This window comes from Vibrio sp. 811 (assembly GCF_033339195.1).
This window is the reverse complement of record NZ_JAWOUB010000012.1, coordinates 75,353-94,589: the sequence shown is the minus strand read 5'-3', so window position 1 is coordinate 94,589 and position 19,237 is coordinate 75,353. Positions and strand designations below refer to the sequence as shown.

Sequence of the window (19,237 nt, the reverse complement as noted above, 5' to 3'; positions counted from 1 at the left end):
CTCCGTAGGTTTTATATATTACACAGCCGTGCAGTATAAGCAGAATTTGAAATTGATCAACATATTTTCCAGGTGGATAGCAAATTAATTAGTCAAAGCGTTCGGTTTCTGGTAAAAGTAAGCGCGTGATTAATATTCGGGAAAATTCGAACTATGAATGAAAGAAAGCAGGGGCGTAGAAGTGCTGAAGCAGCAGAACAAACTAAGTGTCTGATCCTTAAAGTGGCAGCAGATATGTTTTGTGAACTTGGTTACGAGCGTGTCTCGCTGCGCAATATCAGTGAAAAGGCTGGTGTTTCACATAGTTTGATCCGTCACCACTTCGGCAGCAAAGAGAAAATCTGGCAAGCGGTTAGCGATGCAATGGACGAGTTCATGCAGTGCTATATGGCTGAACTCATCAATGAAATGCCGGAGAACACACCTTCGAATAGAAAAATTTATCTGTTTATGGTTCGCATGCTAGCATTTGCTCTCGTCAATCCTCATCCAGTACAGATGATCGCCGATGCCATTCGACAAGGCGATGACGGTGCTCTGCTGCAGTATTTCTTAAAGTCAAAAGATGAGTTCGCTGCAATATTTACCGGAATTTTCGAGCAGTACAACAGCGAAAACCCTAATGCACAATTTGATCAGTGGGAATCAAAGTGGCAAATGTTGATCTTCGCACATGGTGCTGTCAGTCTCGCGCCAATGATGCAAGAAACATGGCCGGATATTGCAGATAATCGCGAAAAACTGCTGATCAAGCATTGGGAATTGTTTAATACCATTATGGCCTCTCAATTTGGGATCCCAAAAGAAGAGATGATTCATCCGGAAAAGCTTGAAGATATCGTTATTGATATGTGCTGTACTATTGATGAAGCAGTAAACTAAAAGTAAACAAGCGAAAAGAAGACATAAAAAATGCCGAGCTACAAAGCTCGGCATTTTTGTTTCAATTCGTTTTAACCACGGTAGTAACGTTGTGGTACGAACGGCATTTTTTCAACTGTCATTGGTAGCATTTTACCACGCACTTCAGCGAACACTTCAGTACCAATCGCCGCCAAATCCGCACGAACATAACCCATTGAGACTGGCTTACCTGCATTCGGACCCGCCGTACCGCTGGTTACAACGCCAATTTTAACGCCGTCAGCATCAAACAGTTCAACACCTTCACGCACTGGCGCTTTGGTTTGACCTACTAGACCCACACGCTTACGCGCCACATCTTTAGTCTCAATCTGCTTAAGAATAATGTCTGCGCCAGGGAAACCACCTTCACGTTCACCACCAATACGACGAACTTTTTGGATACCCCATAGCAAGCTCGCTTCAACAGGTGTTGTTGTTGTGTCTAGGTCATGACCGTATAGACAAAGGCCACACTCAAGACGAAGTGAATCACGAGCACCAAGGCCAATCCATTCAACTTCATCTTCCGCAGTCAGTTTACGTGCTAGCTCTTCCGCTTTGTCAGCAGGAACCGAGATTTCGTAACCGTCTTCGCCTGTATAACCACTACGAGAAACAATGCACTCGGCGCCTAAAACATCGACTTTACAAATATCCATGAACAGCATTTCAGAAACTTCTGGTGCAAAACGCGCCAATACAGCCGCCGCTTTAGGGCCTTGGATTGCAAGTAGAGCTCGGTCTTCGATAGTTTCTAGCTCAACACCAGATGGTAAATGCGCTTGTAGGTGTGCGATATCTTGCGCTTTACATGCTGCGTTCACAACCACAAACAGATGATCGCCTAGGTTAGCCACCATCAAGTCGTCCATGATGCCGCCCTCTTCATTAGTGAAAAAAGCGTAACGCTGTTTACCAGACTCAAGATCCACAATATCCACTGGGACTAATGTTTCTAGGAACGCAGCTGCACCGTCACCAATTAGGCGAAGCTGTCCCATGTGAGAAACATCAAACAGACCTGCCGCATCACGAGTATGTAAGTGTTCCTTCTTTACGCCTAGAGGATACTGAACAGGCATATCGTAACCCGCGAACGGGACCATTTTGGCACCAACTTCAACGTGAAGTGCGTGCAGTGGTGTTTTCAGTAGTTCTTGAGTCATTTTCGTCTCCATTTAGATAGACCCGAGAATGCTATCGGCATTCGATGTGTTTCCAATAATAAACATGGCTCATTCTATTTTGCACGAACAAGACGTAGATCGACTTGCAAAAGTGTGACTCTTAACATTTTAATCACAACAAATCGTACAAAAAAAGCGCTTTAATGAGCAAGTTCTCATCAAAAAAGCGCCTTTTCATCATAACGACCACCAACAGCAATCGTTTGCTTTCACTATAGGAAATTTACAAGTATTTATCACTATTTGGCTGTCACCCACAAAATGAGCGCATCTTCCTCGCTAACACTGGTCAACATATGTCCCATATTTGCATCGTAATAAACGCTGTCTCCCTCGCTTAAAACAACAGGTTCGTAAAACTCAGAATAGAACATGACCTCACCAGATAAGATAAGCAGAAATTCTTCGCCATCATGACGAACCCAGTCTTTATATTCATCAAAACTACGAGCTCGAATTTGGCTCTTAAACGGCATCATTTTCTTATTGGAAAGTTGTGTCGCGAGCAGTTCATGTTCATAAGTTTGTGTTGGGTGTGGTTTACCTTCATTCTTCTTGGTAACATCCCTACGCCCTGTCGCTACCTTTTTTCTAGGTGGCTCAAATAGTTGTGGCATGTCAATTTGTAAGCCAAGTGCCAATTTTTGCATCGCTTGAAACGTCGGGGAGATCTGCTCATTTTCTATTTTGCTCAGTGTAGATCGAGCAAGCCCGGTTCGCTGACTGGCCTCTTCTAATGTGATACCGAGTTTCGAGCGGATATCCTTAATACGCTGGCCCAGTTTTAACGGCTCGATATTTTGGTCATGTTGCTCTTTTGCCAACGTCATCGATGGGTATTCATCGTAAATACTTTCTGCCATAAATCCCTCTATAGATATCCATATTTTTTGTCTTACTCGCATTGTGCATGAAGCACATAGTGGATAGAAGTCCACCAAGTGAATTAAACCGTGCTCTTGTTAACAAATTTTGAAATCTTGTTTCCTATAGGAAATTTTTGGTTGATTGTTCCCGTCACAGGCGCTATGTTACCAACTTGTTAGATGTAGAGATGCATATTTCCGTAAGAGATTGGTAAAGGAAACACGCAATCCAACGGAGTTTTTGCCCAAATTTAGGGCCGGATGTTCACTCTGTTCTGCTACGCAGTTCAGCTGTTTTTGAGGACAAATGAACCACAACCGCAAATCATAACTCATCTATTGCGGGTTCATTTTCAGATTTGGAAGGTCAACTACCATGAATAAGAGTTACCCTAACCACAGCTTGGAAAACTTTTTCTCTACCAACCTCTCTGCGACAGATGATGCTGTCTTTGCTGGAATTCAAGCGGAATCCGCTCGCCAAAACGAACAAATCGAACTTATCGCTTCTGAGAACATTGTTTCTAAAGCGGTAATGCAAGCTCAAGGCACATGCCTAACAAACAAATACGCTGAAGGTTACCCAGGTCGTCGTTACTATGGTGGTTGTGAGCACGTAGATACAGTGGAAGCCATTGCTATCGAACGCGCAAAAAAACTTTTCAATTGTGAATACGCAAACGTTCAACCACACTCAGGCGCACAAGCAAACGGCGCAGTAAAACTGGCACTGCTTCAACCTGGTGACACCATTCTTGGTATGTCTTTAGACGCAGGTGGTCACCTGACTCACGGTGCACGCCCTGCACTTTCCGGTAAATGGTTTAATGCAGTTCAATACGGTGTTGATCGCGAAACACTAGAAATCAACTACGAAGATGTTCGTGAGCTAGCACTTGAGCACCAACCTAAAATGATCATCGCAGGTGGTAGCGCCATTCCACGTACTATCGACTTTGCAAAATTCCGTGAAATCGCAGACGAAGTAAATGCAATTCTTATGGTCGACATGGCGCACATCGCTGGTCTTATCGCAACAGGCGCACACCCTAGCCCACTGCCACACGCACACGTTGTTACGACTACAACACACAAAACATTGCGTGGCCCTCGCGGCGGTATGATTCTTACTAACCACGAAGACATCATTAAGAAAATCAACTCAGCCGTATTCCCTGGCCTACAAGGTGGCCCACTGATGCACGTTATCGCAGCCAAAGCGGTCGCATTTGGTGAAGCGCTTGGCCCTGAATTTAAAACTTATATTGATTCGGTGATCAATAACGCAAAAGTCCTAGCGGAAGTATTGCAAACTCGCGGTTGCGACATCGTAACTGGTGGCACAGACACGCACCTAATGCTGGTTGACCTTCGTCCGAAAGGGTTGAAAGGCAATAAAGCAGAAGAAGCTCTAGAGCGTGCTGGGATCACATGTAACAAAAATGGCATCCCATTCGATACAGAGAAGCCTATGATTACATCGGGCATCCGTTTAGGAACGCCTGCGGGTACAAGCCGCGGCTTTGGCGCTGAAGAATTCAAACTCATCGGTAATTGGATTGGTGACGTACTGGACGGTTTAGTGAACAACCCTGAAGGTGACGCAGAAGTTGAAAAACGCGTTCGCAAAGAAGTAAAAGAACTTTGCAGTCGCTTTCCTCTATACCAGTAAACGATTTTTTTGAAATCATAATAATTCCTGACAAGTTATGCGGAGATTAAGCAATGGACAAAACACTGAAGTTTGCAGATAGCCACGAGTGGGTACGTGACAACGGTGACGGCACAGTAACAATTGGTATTTCTGAGCATGCACAAGAAATGCTAGGTGACGTGGTATTCGTTGACCTACCAGACGTAGAAGACGAAGTTGAAGCAGGTGAAAGCTTCTCTCTCGTTGAATCTGTAAAAGCAGCGTCAGACATCTACGCACCAATCACTGGTGAAATCGTAGAAATCAATGAAGAACTAGAAGACAGCCCAGAGCTAATTAACGAAGAGCCGTACGAAGGTGGCTGGATCGTAAAAGTGAAGATGTCTGATGTATCTGAACTAGATAACCTGAAAGACGCAGACGAATACCTAAACTCTATCGAAGAAGAGTAATTAGGATGTGACGAAAGCTGTTCCCTAGCCTGTTTAGAGAACAGCTTTTTTTCTAGGTTCGGACGTATAATTTAATTTATCAGTAACGCAAATCCGTTACCCGAACCAAGGAGTAGGTAAAGGACAATGACTGAATTACTTCAAAGCCTCAGCACACAAAACGAGTTCGTTGCTCGCCACAATGGACCAAACAAATCTGACCAACAGAAAATGTTGGAAGCGATCAACGCAGTTAGCCTAGATTCGCTTATCGACGAAACCGTACCAGCACAAATTCGCTTAGAGCAACCAATGAGCTTGGCAGAAGCGAAAAGCGAAGCAGACATGCTGGCAGCAATGCGTAAGTTCGCCGATCAGAACCAAGTTAAACGTACATTCATTGGTCAGGGTTACTACAACACCTTCACGCCGAACGTGATTCTACGCAACGTGATGGAAAACCCGGGCTGGTACACTGCTTACACCCCTTACCAACCAGAGATCTCACAAGGTCGTTTAGAAGCACTTCTAAACTACCAACAAATGGTGATGGATCTTACTGGTATGGAAATCGCGAACGCGTCATTGCTTGATGAAGCAACGGCAGCCGCAGAAGCGATGACACTTTGTAAGCGTGCGGGTAAAAGCAAGAGCAACGTATTCTTCGTTGCTGACGACGTTCACCCACAAACCATCGAAGTGGTAAAAACTCGTGCGAAATTCATCGGCTTTGAAGTCTTGGTTGGTTCTTTAGAATCACTACCAGAGCAAGACGTGTTCGGCGCACTAGTTCAATACCCAAGTACAACAGGTGAAGTTCGTGACCTAACGGACATCATCGCTAAAGCGCAAGCAAACAAAACACTAGTGACTGTAGCAACGGACCTTCTTGCTTCTACCCTACTTAAACCTGCAGGTGAAATGGGCGCAGACGTAGCAATCGGTTCAGCACAACGTTTTGGCGTGCCGATGGGTTACGGCGGTCCACACGCTGCTTTCATGGCAACGCGTGATAAGCACAAGCGTACAATGCCTGGTCGCGTTATCGGTGTTTCTATCGATACCAACGGTAACCAAGCACTTCGTATGGCAATGCAAACGCGTGAACAGCACATCCGTCGTGAAAAAGCGACATCAAACATCTGTACTGCTCAAGCACTGCTAGCGAACATGGCGTCTTTCTACGCGGTTTACCACGGCGCAGAAGGTCTACGCACGATTGCTCGTCGTACGCACCACATGACAGCCATCCTAGCCGCTGGCCTAACTAAAGGCGGCTTCGAGCTTGCTCACAACAGCTTCTTCGACACCATCACTATCAACACAGGTGCACAAACTGAAGACCTATACGCGAAAGCACTAGCCGCAGACATCAACCTACGTAAGTTGGGTACTCAGCTAGGTGTGAGCTTCGACGAAACCACAACCGTGGCAGATGTAGAAGCCCTATTCGCAGTATTCGGTGTGAAAGAAGAAGTCGCAGCACTATCAACTGAAATCGCAGGCAACGAGTTTGCAGCCATTCCAGAAGCATTGCGCCGCACAACAGAATATCTAACACACCCTGTGTTTAACACGCACCACAGCGAAACACAGATGATGCGTTACCTAAAACAGCTAGAGAACAAAGACTTCTCACTCACGCACGGCATGATCCCACTGGGCAGCTGTACGATGAAGCTGAACGCAGCAGCAGAGATGATTCCAGTAACTTGGCCTGAGTTTGGTTCGATCCACCCGTTCGCACCAGCAGAACAAGCAGCTGGTTACGCTGCACTCGCAAAAGACCTTAAAGAAAAGCTATGTGAAATCACTGGCTATGACGCATTCTCACTACAACCAAACTCTGGTGCATCGGGTGAGTACGCAGGTCTTATCGCGATTCAACGCTACCACGAAAGCCGTGGCGAAGGTCACCGCAACGTATGTTTGATCCCAAGCTCTGCGCACGGTACTAACCCTGCGACAGCATCTATGGTGTCAATGAAAGTGGTTGTGGTTAAGTGTGATGAAGAAGGCAACATCGACATCGACGACCTAGCAGCGAAAATCGAGAAACACAAAGACAACCTATCAAGCATTATGATCACTTACCCTTCTACGCACGGCGTTTACGAAGAGAAAGTGAAAGAAGTGTGTGAAATGGTTCATGCCGCTGGTGGTCAGGTTTACCTAGACGGCGCTAACATGAACGCGCAGGTTGGTCTAACATCACCAGGCTTCATCGGTTCAGACGTTTCTCACCTAAACCTACACAAAACCTTCTGCATCCCGCACGGTGGTGGCGGTCCGGGTATGGGTCCTATCGGTGTGAAATCTCACCTAGCTCCTTTCTTACCAGGGCATATTGAAGACGGTGTAGAAGGCGCAGATTTCGCAGTATCAGCAGCAGATATGGGTAGCGCTTCTATCCTGCCTATCTCTTGGGCTTACATCGCAATGATGGGCGAAGCTGGCCTAACAGATGCTACAAAAGTAGCAATTCTGAACGCAAACTACGTGATGGAAACACTTCGCCAACACTACCCTGTTCTTTACCGTGGCAAAAATGGCCGCGTAGCGCACGAATGTATTATCGACATTCGTCCGCTGAAAGAAGAAACAGGTATCAGCGAAGAAGACATCGCGAAGCGTCTAATGGACTACGGTTTCCACGCACCAACTATGTCGTTCCCTGTAGCGGGCACGCTAATGGTTGAGCCAACGGAATCGGAAGATCTAGAAGAGCTGGACCGCTTCTGTGATGCGATGATCGCTATCCGCGAAGAAATGGAGAAAGTGAAAAACGGTGAATGGCCACTGGATAACAACCCACTTGTTAACGCGCCACACACACAAGTTGATCTTTCAGCTGAAGATTGGGACCGCCCTTACTCTCGCGAGATTGGCTGCTTCCCGTCTAAAGCGACCAAATCTTGGAAGTACTGGCCAACGGTAAACCGCGTAGATAACGTATACGGCGACCGTAACCTAATCTGTTCATGCCCAAGCATCGATAACTACGAAGATTAATTTTTGTAGTCTCTAAATCGACAAAGGCGAACCGTTTGGTTCGCCTTTTTGTTTTTGGTGTGCCGCCCTAACACTTGTTGATACATCGAGAAGGAATGATGGCTAGTTATTGTTTGCACAAAAGTGATTTAGAAATACAGTGACTTCTGAGAACCTTTGAATTAGCACTAATATCTCAGAGCCTTAAAAGCTTGTTGGAAACTCCTCATGAACACTATGTTATGCAGGTGCTGTGTAGTTTCTCAGTTCAGTTGCAGTAAGTCCCACTTATTACCATAGAGATCTTGGAACACCACCACTGTCCCGTATTCTTCCACACGAGGCTCTTCATTAAATACAACACCATTTTTCTTCATCAACTCGTAGTCACGCCAAAAATCATTAGTTTGCAGAAACAGGAAAACACGACCACCTGTTTGATTTCCTACTGCATGCGTTTGCTCCGGTGTACTCGCTTGAGCTAAAAGTAGGTTTGTACCATTGGAGTTTGGAGGAGAAACTTGAACCCAGCGTTTACCACCACCTAGGTTGGTATCTTCAACCAGAGTGAATTGAAGTTTTTGAGTATAGAACTCGATAGCATCGTCGTAATTTTCAACGACTAGAGCAATGTTTCCGATTTGCTGCTGAACAGTTTTGGCCATGATGATTTCCGCTGTGTCAAAACGCTAATTGTACGCTATTTTGAGACTTTTCCAGAAAGCACGTAACGCCTTGCAAATGTTTAAGGCACACAATACGAATGTTTACGCGCGGCGCCTTTGTCACTAGAACCGACAAACAATATAGCTGCCACAAGTGTCGAATCTTGATTGAGCAACTTATTAAAGCCTTAGCTATAACTCAAGAGCAAACCTCTAACCTAATAACGAAGGCTGCTCGCATACCACGGTATTATAGTTCTTCTAGTTTTCCCTTAGCTAAATCTTCTTGTTGCTTAAGGAACATGAAGAAGTTTGCCTCACTGATAAACGGGTTACCGCTTGTACCGAGCTTCTTCCTATTTTCAAAAAGGAAATTTTTATGTGGATGGTTCGAAAGGTTAACGTTCACAATAGGTGCCTGTAGTGAAATTTTTCGAATTTTCTCCATGCTAGTCAGGAACTGGCCAATAACTTCTGGATCATTGCTACTTACGCTATGCCCACCAACGATAAAAGCACGATATTGTTCGCCATTATCTTCAACAGTGAAGTCTAAGGAATAATCACCTTCCGTGTGGCCAGGTGTGAGATAGAACTTAAACTCATGTCCACCAATAGCCATAGAGCTATCGCTTTTTATCTCTATGTCTAAATTTGGAGGAAGGAACTTGTTCTCACCTTCGCTTTTGTTTGATTGCTGTATAGATAGTTCATGAGCGCTTTTGGTCATCACGACTTTGGAACCATACTTCTCTTGAAGTAACTGGGCGCCCCCAACGTGGTCAGAATGCCCATGAGTTACCAATATGTGCGTTATTGGCTTATCTTTTAGCCCTAGCTTCTCTAGGTTGATAGGTATCCACTCAGAGTAAGGGAAGTCAAGCGTATCAATGATAACGAGTCCGTCGTCTGTAGCAATGGCATATGATGAGACCCACTTGTCTCCTACATAATAGACATTATCAAACATCTGAAATGGTTCTACATAACCGTTCTTATCATTCATTGCTGGAACATATTGACTTAAGGAAGCAAAAGACGAAGCACTGAAAAGTAAACCTACAATAATTTTTTTCACGAAATCACACACAAATATATCCTTAATAATTTCTTATAGAACCTCGCGGATGAGAAAGCTCTAAACGATTTTCAGAGGCAAATACAACTGCAAATACTTTCTACTTAGCTTGAATTTTAGCTGACCGAATCACTTGTAAACTCGAATCCCATTAACTGCCTATGTATTCATGATTCTTTTAGAGGTTAAATAAATGAACTCAATTGAAGCAGAGTCATGAAGCTTCAATTGAGGTTACCGGCACAGCACAATGTGATAAACCTCTTTCAAGCAAACATTTGAATGCGATTTTTCCAATTTAAGACATGTTCAATAAATGCATCAACTCTTGCAGGCCTTTTATCGCGGTCTCGATACATAATGAATACTTCTTTACCCGAGCATTGCCATTCTGGCAACAAAGGCAGCAGGTTATGTTGATCATGATTTAGCTCATGAAAGTAATAGGTTGGAATCCACGCAATTCCTAAACCATGGATGACGGCGTCTCTAACTAGCAGTACATCATTTGAAGTGAATTGAAACTTTAGCGGATGATCAAATGTTTCATTGGTGATTTGATTAACTAATTTCCATTGGCAGTCGTTGTTTACCGTAATTAGGCGATGATGAACAAGTTGTTCTGGATGGGTAATCGGTTGGTGTTGTTCTAAATAGCTTCGTGATGCACAAAGCGCAAATGGAATCGACCATAATTTCTGAGCAATCCAGTCTTGTTCAATAAGATCACCAAGACGAAAACTAACATCGACACGGTTAGATACAAGATTGATTTTTTCATTCTGTACATCTAAATCGATACATATCTTCGGATGTTGCTCTGCAAATTCATAAACGCACCGCTTTAACCACATCTGTGTCATGTTAATTGGCGCTGATATTTTGATCGTTCCGCTTAAAGACTGACGCTCAGTCGCAATTCTCGATGTCACATTATTTAAGCTAAGAAGTAACGGCTCACAGAGTTGATAATATTTTTCGCCATCAGTTGTTAACGCAAAGTGGTGTGCACTGCGGTTAAATAGTCTGCAATTTAAGTTTATTTCCAGCCTTTTTAACTTCCGGCTTAGCGTGGCTAACGGGACATTAAGACGCTCAGATGCTTGTGTTAGGCTTTGATAGCGAGCAACAGAAACGAATAACAAAAGGTCATCCAAAGAGTGACGTTCCATATTTGGGATTAACCCTCTTAAATTTGGCTATTAAAAATCAAATATGAAATATATAGCATTATCGCGTCAAGTTAATTTTTATCAGGAAGATCTATGTCTAAGCATTTATCAATTTGGTGCGGTGTTGTTGTCGCTATCTTTTTTTGGTCTAGTAACTTTAACGTAATAAAGGCTATTAATAGCGATGTCTCTCCTTTGGATTCAGCGACGTTACGATTTTCCGTTGCAGCTTTAATACTCTTACTGATAAGAGGTACTAAACGCTCTCCATATGGAGCCAAACTCACACGAAAAAGTATGTTGTCGTTGTTTGTTATAGCAACCGTGGGTGTAACTATCCAAAACTTCTCTATTTTCTCTGCAATGAGATTTACTACCCCAGTTAACGCAGCGGTTGTTCAGGCAAACCTACCACTTGTCACTATCTTGTTGTCGGGCTTTATTCTCAAGACTTCCATTTCGGTTAAAACTATTTTAGGTGCACTAATCAGTTTTTGTGGAGTGGTAATCGTCATTACAGGGGGAAATATTCATTCTATTAGCAGCAATAGTAATATTGGTGATCTATACATGTTATTTGCTTTAATTAGCGGGTGTTTATACACAATTCTAGCGAAGCGTTTAACATCTCATATCCCAGTAACTCAGCAGTTACGTTGGGTGTTAAGTATTGGTGCCATTCAAATGGTCGCTATAGCGATGTACCACGGCGACTTTAGCCGTAGCTTAAATGCCATAACATTTAAAGACCTAGCATTAATAGCTTACATGAGCCTGTTTGGAACTTTGATTGCTTATTACTTTTGGATGAAAGGCGCTATCGTTCTTGGTCCAGATAAGATGTCTCCATTATTTAATATTATGCCGGTATTCACTCTACTGATTTCGTTCATTTCTGGTGAGCAGGCTCAATGGGAAAATGTTTTAGGCGTCTTTATCGTTGCGGCTGGTGTGTATATAGGTAACTCAGCACCTTTTGCTCGTTTACGGAAGGTGCTGGAGTAAAAATAGACGCCAACCTTAAGTCGCATTATTTGGAGCAATACTTTGTTAATTGGCATAAGTTTTCTTGGTTTCCAATAGGTACACTTTTCGCTTTCGTCATTCACTCTTTTATCTAACTTTATTGAGTGTATGTCGAAAATCTTCAATCTTTTGCTAAGAGCGTTTTTTACTATGTAAAAAACAGAGGAGAATGACCATGAAAAAACGACTCAACTATATTGAAGTAGCGCCAAAAGCAATAGAAATCCTATACGCTCAGGAAGCTTACTTCCATGAACAATTTAGCCAATCAGAAACTATGAACATGATCATATGGGAACTGGTTAAGTTACGCATATCGCAAATCAATCAATGTGCATTTTGTATCGACATGCATAGTAAAGATGCGCTTAAGTTAGGTGAAAAGCCGGAACGCATATGGGGGCTTAGTGCATGGAAAGATATGCCATTCTACAGCGATGCAGAACACGTTGCACTAGGTTGGGCTGAATTACTAACTGCTGGCCTACCAGTAGATGATGATACCTATCAGCTGACCTTGAATACCTTCGGAGAAGAAGCTATGGTCAACCTAACAATTGCAATCAACGCGATCAATAGTTGGAACCGAATAGTTAAGGCATTTAGGCCAAAGGTTGGAGTCTATAAACCTCGATAATTCTATTTGACGGTTCTTACTTGTAAGCCACTGCTTATACCTCAACTTAATAGGATGAAAAGTACATGTGTATCACTTTCTCATTTAAGTTGAGGTTAAATAGGATGATTCATTTGAACTTAGAATTTGATATTTTAAAACCTCAAAAGGCTTTAGCTGGCTATGTTCAAGCCATTTGGTCAGCATCCGTCAAACCTGATACGACGCAAACCGTACGTAAACAATTACTCAGTGATGCTGGTACAGGTGTGGTATTCATTTTACAGAATGAAGTACAAATGGATGGTGAGTGGCAAACGCCAGGGGTTGTCCTACTACCTATAAGCATTCTGGCACATCAGGTCTGCCTACCGCCAGGTGCGGTGATGACTGGCGTACGCTTTCATCCTGCTGTTAGTTATCAACTATTTGGTAAACGTCTAGAACAGCTATTGCGGATTCAAGACGACCACCCTTTGGCTTCTTCTGCGCTAGCAACATTTGAGTCTCTGCAAACAGCGCGTTCGCCATATGCAAGGATTTCTACGTTATATCGCTGGGTTCAAACACTGATTGACGAATATGAACCGCAGTATGTCGGCCACATTATTGACCAACCTACAGGGACCATCAGTCAGCGCCAGAGAGAGCGCAATTTTCAGAAATGGTTGGGGATTACTCCTAAACATTACCAACGCATTAAACGAGTTAAGCACACTTTAGAGCAACTCCGAGCGCAACCCGATCTTACTTTATCGGAGTTGGCGCTGGAGCAAGGTTTTTCCGATCAAGCACACATGACTAGAGAGTGTAAGCAGATTGCGCGCATGACACCGAAGCAGTATGTCCGAAAGAGAAACCTCTAAACCTTATTAGCTTTCTACATCAAACCTAATTGATTCAGAATCGACCATATACTTGTTACAATGTTCGATCATATATCACCTACTTTTTCGATCGCTCATTCCAGCTTGATGTGAGTTGGTTAGCTCGCTTTTGATGCCGCGTGCCGCTCTACCATAAACGCGATCGCTTCTTCATTTAAGCAAGATTTGCTGATGTATTGGCGTTGTTTACCAAGGTGAAGGATAAAGCCCAAATCAGTTTGTTCGAGTTGATAGATTTCATTGATAGCTAGGTAGAGTTGGTAATCATGCTGTTCAACACGACCACAGTATTCAGTGCTTTGGTCAGTCAAGATTCTCAGTATTAGCATAGGTCGAGATCCAACGTTGAAGTATTCTCTCTGAGTGCTTTTCTAAGGTTGTTAGGACTTTTCTTACTGGCTCTAGAGCGTCTGAAATTCCTGTTTCATTGAGTGTAAACTTGGCGAAACCTAGTAAGGCGCAAACGAGCGGCCTGAGTCGTTTTTGCTTCTCTTATCCAACGTAACTTTTCTTTTACTCGCCAAACTTTCGCTTTCTCCAGTTCATACTGCCTAGTTCAACTAAAGCTTGTACTTGTTTATCTGTCATCGGACTCTCAGCATTCTTTAACACCGCGCAGCGAAGAGCTTTTTGCGTGCCATTGTTTTCGAGCGTCATCAACAGCTCGTGTAAATAAATGCACTACATGGAACCAGTCGAGAGTAACATTCGCTTTCGGAAGCTCATCTTTGACACCACTCCAACCTGCCCAGGCACATCGATGAGCTTTATAGTGAACTCGAGGTATTTTCGCTGTGATATAGCAATGGTGCTGAAAAAGTTGAGATGGCGCCATGTTTTATCGGTTATAAAAAAACAACCATCTGCGCGGTGGCTATTGTTAACTGATCTTCATGATAAGAATTCAGAATGAGACAATGAGTATGCAAGCTTACGAAATGGACGTGGATAAGTACTTTAACGAATAGCTCGGTATTTTTTGCCAGAGGGAGTCTACTTATGTTTAACCCATGAAAGTAATAGACATGTCATTTACATTATTTTTTAAAGTATGCCTAGATATAAGCTTTGACATGACTTATTTTTGAGAATTGGGGCGGTCCTAGGCTAGCACTTGAGAGCATTAGGACATAGTATCGTCTCACGCGTGGATATGGGTTGACCTACGTACAATATTGGTAAACAAATGACTAAAATACTGGTTTCCCTTATGAGTGCCACAATATTATTGCTCTCAACAGGTTGTAACGCAGATATGTTTAATTTCTTCAAATCAAAAAAGTTTCAATACATACTTAGCTCAGAGATCACTGGTCGCTTATACTTAGACGGGAAAGCGTTTACTAGCGAGGTAGTTTATCTACACACGGCTTTTTCTAAAAACCGTTATATCACCGAGACAATTACGTCAGAAAATGGTTATTTTCATTTCGAACCTACATACCACTATCAGACGTTTAAAGAAACTGCCCTTCACGAATCCTCTAGCTACATTGGTATGTACATTTTTGTAGATGGCAAAAAATACTACTTACTAGAGGCTCGCTTTTCTGACGTGAAACCCTATGAATTTATTTCAGATAATCTTCTTGATTTAAGTTGTGAGATTAATTCGGACGAATATCGTTACTTTTTTAAAAATAAATTTGTTGAGAATGGCCTCGATCTTGAAATTATTAGTAGGTGTGATTTGAAAGGATTTTCTGAAAAAATATTACTAAATAAGGACACGTAATGGCAAAGTTAACCTGACCATTGCAATGGCATAGTAACGTGATTGCTTAGTTAGAGGTGAGCTCATCACCTCATAAGTTAACTGGTGACATTGACATAATGCCGCTAAATGGGATTCTTATTAAGCACTTTTTAGATGAAGCTTTCTAACCAAATCGGGTCGCCATTTATCAATACGAATTTGAAAATGATGAACTTTATTAGGGAAAATCCAACAAACTAACGAATGTCAAACCTTTGCCGAACATAGTAATCGAGCAAAAATGCTCTAGAAGTTGGCGTCATCACTTTAGGCTCACAATAAACTATCTCATTGTCACTTTTTTGGTTCAGTTTACACACTAACTCCGCAGCACACTTAAGGAGTCCATATACGGGAAAGACGCAACCAGAAACACCGAGTGTAGTGGTTCAGATTTGAGTCTGAATCAGAGCTACCCCATAAGCATCAAACCCTAAGATCAAAAAAGCAAACCCACGGACTCGCTTTTTTCGTTAGCTCGCTTTTTTCGTTAGCTCGCTTTTGATGCCGCGAGCTGCTCTACCATAAACGCGATCACTTCTTCGTTTAAGCAAGATTTGCTGATGTATTGGCGTTGTTTACCAAGGTGAAGGATAAAGCCCAAATCAGTTTGTTCGAGTTGGTCGATATCATTCCAAGCGAGGCTGCGGTCAACTTTACCGCTTTTGTAGCGTACGCCATCTGCATTCACTTCAAACACCACTTTACTGCCGCGACTTGAGCTGATGGTTTGACGCCACAGCCACCAAGTTCTTTTGAAGTAAACGCTGCACGCTTCAATCACACTCAATACGATAAAGAACCAACCGACATAACCGTTAGGTAGCAGTTCAAACTCCAATAAAACCACACCAAAGATAAGAAACAGCATCCCTTTTAGGTACGCTTGTGGGAACTTCGTTGGCTGGCTAGTTTGATCATAACACTCAGCAAAGAAAGGTTTGTCGAGTATGTATTCTGTAGTGAATTCGAAATCTTTAGACATGTATGGTTACTTCAAGGCTTCTGTAAATGAGTAATCTTGGTTGCACTCTCGCAACACCTGCATTGTAGCGCTTCTCGGGATTTATCTTTAGTCCTTTTGATTTTGTTTTGTAAATCAATGATACCGCCACGCCAAAAGACCTCGGTGCACTCGCCAAGATCAAACAAGGCGAACCATTTGGCTCGCCTTGTTAATTAATGACCTATATGACTTATGAGGTTTTCTACTTTAGAGGGTCGTTGTCTGGCAATGCACTGTGTATCCAGACTGCCAGTCGGTGTTTGATGCTTGCGCCGTCTAGCTTGCTTTCCGGTAATGGGGTGATCTGTTTGGCATCAACCAAGAATAGGTAAATCGCTTTTACTCTTAGAGGTTGTGGTGACTGAGGAAGGTCAAAGCCTTGTAGCTTCGCCATCTTCCCACCAATCTCTAGTGCCTTCTTAACCAGTTTGTCTTCATTGTGAAGTTTGGAGCTTTTTGACATTGATAAATCCTCTTCTTCGCTTCAATTAAGAATACATGAAGTGTCGCGTATGGCGTGTTAGTAAGCTCGCATATTGATAAGTTTATGCCTTCTTACCGAGTAACTGATTGAAAAACGACCTTAATTCGTCATCACCAAGATTGAGCAGGTAGTCACCAATATACCATTCAACAATCGATTGATTTGGATGTGCCGTGACTTGCGGGTTACCAAACCAAATGCCCTTTTCTGTGGCAAACGTGTGTTGGAGTTCTTTCAACTCTTCGCAGCTAAATGGCAGGATAAGGTGCAACATGTTTGCTTGAGGCTGAGTTGGTCTTACCACTAAAGATGGGAACTCTTCAATGATCTTGTAGATCTGTTTTGTTCGCTCAAACAGAACTGGCATTTGTGACAACCTTTCATCAAACTGCATTGCCGCAGACACTACATAAGGTGTTCCATTAATGATTTATTTAGAACAGAGATCATGCTCACCGTAAACGAGCCACTTTGGCAAATATGCGGTTTCTGGAATTGTCCAGCCATACTTATCGTATGCCAATGCAGCAAGACCAATCAGTTTCAGAGAAACATTTCCTTTTGGCAAATAGCGAACATCTTCATTCATATAGAACTGGTAATGCGCCTCTAACGCATCTCTCAGTGCTTCTTGATAATGTGACTCATCGCCATCGATAATGGCAACAAACACATTCACAAATGGAATAAACAAAGAATGTACATATGGCACCCTGGTTGATTCTAAATATTGCGGGGAGGATTTCTCCATCACAGTTTGCAATAGCTCAGGCAACGCTGATGAATTACCAAATACACCGTTAACGAACTCGACTAGAGCAACATCGAAAGGATCTTTTAAACGCACTAACGACTCATCCATGATGGTCATCAGCTCTACGCAGCGCCAATCTCTCGCGGCCATCGCTAGACAGATTTCATCCAACCATGCATCCATTGTTCCTCCTGCAACAGAACGGTTACCCACTTCCGAAAAGTGTCGGTGCCCAACAGAGAACTCAACAACTTGGTCTGAATGATTGGCCAGTAAGTATACGTTATTCAGTAACTCAAGCGCTCTTTTTATATAAGCTGGCGAGGCCTGATGTTGTCCGTATTTTGAAGCAGTGAAGAATGCATCAAGCGAATACCAAGCGTCGCTACTCATTCTTTTGAGAGGTTGCTGATAAAAAGATTGTTTTTCATCAAGCATTTTTTCCCAAAAACTGTAGAAACGTTCGTCTTCTTCACGAAAAATACGCAATTTTCTTTCTTCAGGTATCTCTAAATAGTGATTTTTCATTGGTTCCATCGTTCCCTAGCCTCGCATTATAAGTTGTTCTAATTTTTTGCCGTGATGATATTCATCCTCAAAATCAAGTCGTGAATGATGCCGAAGTTGATTTATAAAATCAATTTATAATCAGTATGTTGCATCGAAAGTTAATGCTTAACTGAAATGAATCGAAAAGCCGAAAAACATTTGAAATATAAGGCTACCGCACAAGCCGCGATGGGTAAGCCAGAACGTACCTGTCCATAAACAGTGGACGACGAACACTGACTTTGTGGAGTAAAGATAGACAGATATTCACCATTGTGTTCGCCTTTCTTTTTCTGTCGCTTTCGATAATACTCTTGCGCAATATTACTCAGCTGGAAAATTTTATGCCTCAAGCAAACTCTGTGGTCGTACTCGACTTTGAAACCACGGGTCTCTCTCCTACTTTAGGTGATCGCGCAATAGAAATTGGTGCAGTAAAGTTAGTCAATGGCGAGGTTGTCGATAGTTTTCAGCAACTCATGAATCCCGGTTTCAGAGTGAGTTCTTTCATTGAGAACTACACTGGCATTACCAACAATATGTTGCGATCGGCACCAAGCTGCGAAGAGGTAATGGCGTCATTTAGTGAGTTCATTGCTGGCGAGAACCTTATCGCTCACAACGCGTCCTTCGATAAACGATTTTTAGATGCAGAGTTTGAACGAATCAACTGTGGTTATTCGGGTGAGTTTGCTTGCTCCTTACTAGTGGCAAGACGGCTCATTCAAGAAGCCCCATCACATAAGCTAGGTGAACTTGTTCGCTATAAAAATATCGACAACGACGGCGTTTTCCACCGTGCACTAGCCGATGCGCAAATGACAGCCAAGCTTTGGCTCTTAATGGTCGAAGGGATAGAAAACTCAGGCGTCGAAAAACCAAGTTTTCAGTTGATGCAAACGGTCAGTAAAACAGCCAAAGGAAAAGTCGACCTGCTACTCGCCAAAAGCCGTGCGTAACACCCTCCGAACTAAAAGCTGATTCTAGTCTCTTCGACGTTTAAGTGATTTTCGATATACATGCGATATTGGTTATATCTGTCAATATCGCAGTGCTTCTTATTCAAAACAAAGATCGCCTGGGTCACTCTATCCTCCAAAACTTCTAAAAAAATCGTGAATTATGTCTCACCGATTTAGATACTCGCTATAGTCACTCGAGACAATACGCAACAATTCGAGGTGTATTCACTGACTACTGATTTGTAAG

Annotated in this window: 19 protein-coding genes and 2 pseudogenes; 9 read left to right on the top strand and 12 right to left on the bottom strand. The window is 42.9% G+C overall.

The window, feature by feature from the left end:
- The first annotated feature begins 153 nt into the window (after window positions 1-153).
- Window positions 154-882, top strand: a complete 729-nt coding sequence (gene vdeR / locus R7Q46_RS17160; RefSeq protein WP_005376423.1) for an efflux transporter transcriptional repressor VdeR — start codon at window positions 154-156, stop codon at window positions 880-882.
- Between the two features lie 71 nt (window positions 883-953).
- Here the strand turns inward: vdeR and gcvT are convergent, their stop codons facing one another.
- Both gcvT and R7Q46_RS17150 read right to left on the bottom strand, forming a co-directional pair.
- Window positions 954-2,072: a glycine cleavage system aminomethyltransferase GcvT gene (gene gcvT / locus R7Q46_RS17155; protein ID WP_047103535.1), complete on the bottom strand. Its 1,119-nt coding sequence runs from the start codon at window positions 2,070-2,072 to the stop codon at window positions 954-956.
- Between the two features lie 260 nt (window positions 2,073-2,332).
- Complete coding sequence (locus R7Q46_RS17150; RefSeq protein WP_005376429.1) at window positions 2,333-2,956, bottom strand: helix-turn-helix domain-containing protein; 624 nt, start codon at window positions 2,954-2,956, stop codon at window positions 2,333-2,335.
- A 379-nt stretch (window positions 2,957-3,335) separates the two neighbouring features.
- Here R7Q46_RS17150 and R7Q46_RS17145 point away from each other — a divergent pair, with 379 nt between their 5' ends.
- From R7Q46_RS17145 to gcvP, 3 genes are all read left to right on the top strand, one after another.
- Window positions 3,336-4,631 (top strand): serine hydroxymethyltransferase, encoded by a 1,296-nt coding sequence (locus R7Q46_RS17145; RefSeq protein WP_005376430.1) that lies wholly within the window; start codon window positions 3,336-3,338, stop codon window positions 4,629-4,631.
- 53 nt (window positions 4,632-4,684) lie between these two features.
- Window positions 4,685-5,065 (top strand): glycine cleavage system protein GcvH, encoded by a 381-nt coding sequence (gene gcvH / locus R7Q46_RS17140; RefSeq protein WP_005376432.1) that lies wholly within the window; start codon window positions 4,685-4,687, stop codon window positions 5,063-5,065.
- Window positions 5,066-5,191: 126 nt separating this feature from the next.
- The gene (gcvP, locus tag R7Q46_RS17135) at window positions 5,192-8,056 is read left to right on the top strand and encodes an aminomethyl-transferring glycine dehydrogenase (RefSeq protein WP_017820968.1); all 2,865 of its coding nucleotides are present in this window, start codon (window positions 5,192-5,194) and stop codon (window positions 8,054-8,056) included.
- 242 nt (window positions 8,057-8,298) lie between these two features.
- Here gcvP and R7Q46_RS17130 read toward each other — a convergent pair whose 3' ends face one another.
- The 3 genes from R7Q46_RS17130 to R7Q46_RS17120 form a co-directional block, all read right to left on the bottom strand.
- Complete coding sequence (locus R7Q46_RS17130) at window positions 8,299-8,700, bottom strand: VOC family protein (RefSeq protein ID WP_005388788.1); 402 nt, start codon at window positions 8,698-8,700, stop codon at window positions 8,299-8,301.
- 250 nt (window positions 8,701-8,950) lie between these two features.
- Window positions 8,951-9,778, bottom strand: coding sequence for an MBL fold metallo-hydrolase (locus tag R7Q46_RS17125; protein WP_225452537.1), 828 nt, complete (start codon window positions 9,776-9,778; stop codon window positions 8,951-8,953).
- Window positions 9,779-10,044: 266 nt separating this feature from the next.
- The gene (locus R7Q46_RS17120) at window positions 10,045-10,950 is read right to left on the bottom strand and encodes a LysR family transcriptional regulator (RefSeq protein WP_167416046.1); all 906 of its coding nucleotides are present in this window, start codon (window positions 10,948-10,950) and stop codon (window positions 10,045-10,047) included.
- Window positions 10,951-11,043: 93 nt separating this feature from the next.
- Here R7Q46_RS17120 and R7Q46_RS17115 point away from each other — a divergent pair, with 93 nt between their 5' ends.
- From R7Q46_RS17115 to R7Q46_RS17105, 3 genes are all read left to right on the top strand, one after another.
- A complete protein-coding gene (locus tag R7Q46_RS17115; RefSeq protein ID WP_167416047.1) occupies window positions 11,044-11,955 on the top strand; it encodes a DMT family transporter in 912 nt (303 codons plus the stop codon).
- Between the two features lie 196 nt (window positions 11,956-12,151).
- Entirely contained in the window at window positions 12,152-12,613 is a 462-nt protein-coding gene (locus R7Q46_RS17110; protein WP_262647585.1) for a carboxymuconolactone decarboxylase family protein, read from the top strand.
- Window positions 12,614-12,717: 104 nt separating this feature from the next.
- Window positions 12,718-13,458, top strand: a complete 741-nt coding sequence (locus R7Q46_RS17105; RefSeq protein ID WP_262647584.1) for a helix-turn-helix domain-containing protein — start codon at window positions 12,718-12,720, stop codon at window positions 13,456-13,458.
- 119 nt (window positions 13,459-13,577) lie between these two features.
- On the opposite strand, the pseudogene R7Q46_RS17100 reads toward R7Q46_RS17105, so the two are convergent.
- From R7Q46_RS17100 to R7Q46_RS30815, 3 genes and pseudogenes are all read right to left on the bottom strand, one after another.
- Window positions 13,578-13,730 (bottom strand): annotated as a pseudogene (locus R7Q46_RS17100) (YcxB family protein); the annotation flags it as partial.
- Window positions 13,731-13,992: 262 nt separating this feature from the next.
- On the bottom strand, window positions 13,993-14,136 hold the full coding sequence (locus R7Q46_RS17090; RefSeq protein ID WP_262592156.1) for a hypothetical protein: 144 nt from the start codon (window positions 14,134-14,136) through the stop codon (window positions 13,993-13,995).
- On the bottom strand, window positions 14,075-14,314 hold the full coding sequence (locus R7Q46_RS30815) for a transposase (protein WP_372434545.1): 240 nt from the start codon (window positions 14,312-14,314) through the stop codon (window positions 14,075-14,077). The genes R7Q46_RS17090 and R7Q46_RS30815 overlap by 62 nt, the downstream gene beginning before the upstream one ends.
- A gap of 351 nt (window positions 14,315-14,665) precedes the next feature.
- Between R7Q46_RS30815 and R7Q46_RS17085 the strand changes: the two genes are divergently transcribed.
- Window positions 14,666-15,214, top strand: a complete 549-nt coding sequence (locus R7Q46_RS17085; protein WP_250155347.1) for a DUF6795 domain-containing protein — start codon at window positions 14,666-14,668, stop codon at window positions 15,212-15,214.
- A gap of 511 nt (window positions 15,215-15,725) precedes the next feature.
- On the opposite strand, the gene R7Q46_RS17080 is transcribed toward R7Q46_RS17085, so the two are convergent.
- The 4 genes and pseudogenes from R7Q46_RS17080 to R7Q46_RS17065 form a co-directional block, all read right to left on the bottom strand.
- Window positions 15,726-16,220 (bottom strand): YcxB family protein, encoded by a 495-nt coding sequence (locus R7Q46_RS17080; RefSeq protein ID WP_258479214.1) that lies wholly within the window; start codon window positions 16,218-16,220, stop codon window positions 15,726-15,728.
- 223 nt (window positions 16,221-16,443) lie between these two features.
- A complete protein-coding gene (locus R7Q46_RS17075; protein ID WP_005376453.1) occupies window positions 16,444-16,704 on the bottom strand; it encodes a DUF5062 family protein in 261 nt (86 codons plus the stop codon).
- Between the two features lie 82 nt (window positions 16,705-16,786).
- Window positions 16,787-17,143 (bottom strand): annotated as a pseudogene (locus tag R7Q46_RS17070) (threonine aldolase); the annotation flags it as partial.
- A gap of 12 nt (window positions 17,144-17,155) precedes the next feature.
- Window positions 17,156-18,016: an immunity 49 family protein gene (locus R7Q46_RS17065; RefSeq protein WP_262647583.1), complete on the bottom strand. Its 861-nt coding sequence runs from the start codon at window positions 18,014-18,016 to the stop codon at window positions 17,156-17,158.
- A gap of 356 nt (window positions 18,017-18,372) precedes the next feature.
- Between R7Q46_RS17065 and R7Q46_RS17060 the strand changes: the two genes are divergently transcribed.
- A complete protein-coding gene (locus R7Q46_RS17060) occupies window positions 18,373-18,987 on the top strand; it encodes a PolC-type DNA polymerase III (RefSeq protein WP_258479217.1) in 615 nt (204 codons plus the stop codon).
- The last annotated feature ends 250 nt before the right edge of the window (window positions 18,988-19,237 follow it).